Here is a 1,210-nt window from a genome sequence, read left to right as displayed (position 1 = left end):
GGGGGGGGGCCCCGGCCCCCGCCGCGCCCGCCGCCGCGACGCCTCCCGTGCCGTCCCGGTCTTCGCCCACGCCTCCGGTGCTGTCCGGGCCCGCCGCCACGCCCCCGGTGCCGTCCCGGTCCGCGCCCCGGGAGGAGAGCCGGGCATCACGGCTGCTCATGGCCGTACGAGCGGCTGGAGGTCGGCGAAGCGGCGGTCGCCGATCCCGTTGACCTGGCGGAGCTCGTCGACGGACCGGAATCCGTTGTTCTCCGTGCGGTAGTCGATCATGTGTTGGGCGAGCACCGGTCCGACCCCCGGCAGGGTTTCGAGCTGCTCCGCGGTCGCCGTGTTCAGGCTCAGCGGCGCCGAGGGACCGGCCGCCCCACCCGGTGGGCCGCCGGCCGGTCCGGGTCCGACCCCACCGCCTCCGGTCGCTCCGGTGACCGGCGGACCGGGCGGAAGTCCCACGGCGACCTGCTCGCCGTCGACGAGGACCCGCGCCCGATTGAGCCCGGTCAGATCCGTGCCGGCCCGCACACCGCCCGCGGCTTCGAGCGCGTCCGCCACCCGTGACCCCGCCGGCAGGCGACGGACCCCCGGCCGGTGCACCTTGCCGCTCACATCAACGACGATCTGCCCGCTTCCGGTCCCGCCCGCGACCGGAGGCTTCCCAGCGGCCGGACGGGGCACCGGGTCGGGGACGCCGGAACGTAACGGATCCGGTGGCAACGCGGACGCCGCCGCTTCGTCCGCGACCGGTTCCGGCGCGCGCACGGCCTGGGGGCGTACGGACCAGAAGTGCACCGTGGCGACGGCCACCGCGGCCAGCAGCACCAGCCCGAGCACCACCGGCGTGCGCGGCGCCATCCCGCACCGGAGCCGCACCCACGACGGCAACCGCTCCCGGACCGCCGACACGAGACACCGCGCCCTCGACATATCACCGGGCATCGCCCCCACGGTCTCGGGCGCGGATGTGGGTGGGGATGCGGGTACCGGTGCCGCTGTCGGCTCACGTACCGGTACGGGTTCGACATCGCTCCCCAGGCCGTGGGCGCCCGCCATCAGCGCATCCGCCCGGCGACGCGCGGCCGCCGACGCGAGGGCGGACCGCCCTCGCACGGACCGCCGCCCGCCACGGCGCGGACCGGGACGGCCCCCGGGGCTCGCCCCCGCCCGGCCGCCCGGGCGAGTACCGGATCCGTACCGCGCCCGAGCGGACGGGGAC

1 protein-coding gene is annotated in these 1,210 nt (G+C 77.5%); it reads right to left on the bottom strand.

The features are described from left to right. Positions 1–156: 156 nt before the first annotated feature. Positions 157–849: a ComEA family DNA-binding protein gene (locus JS521_RS35735; RefSeq protein ID WP_372448649.1), complete on the bottom strand. Its 693-nt coding sequence runs from the start codon at positions 847–849 to the stop codon at positions 157–159. Between the last annotated feature and the right edge of the window lie 361 nt (positions 850–1,210).

The organism is Streptomyces durocortorensis, from assembly GCF_016901035.1.
Taxonomy (GTDB): domain Bacteria; phylum Actinomycetota; class Actinomycetes; order Streptomycetales; family Streptomycetaceae; genus Streptomyces; species Streptomyces durocortorensis.
The sequence above is the reverse complement of the archived record's forward strand: the minus strand, read 5'-3'. Positions and strand labels throughout refer to the sequence as shown.

Bases quoted from the DNA above. Each gene is read 5' to 3' on its own strand.
- JS521_RS35735 (WP_372448649.1), bottom strand. From the start codon at position 849: ATGGCGCCGCGCACGCCGGTGGTGCTCGGGCTGGTGCTGCTGGCCGCG.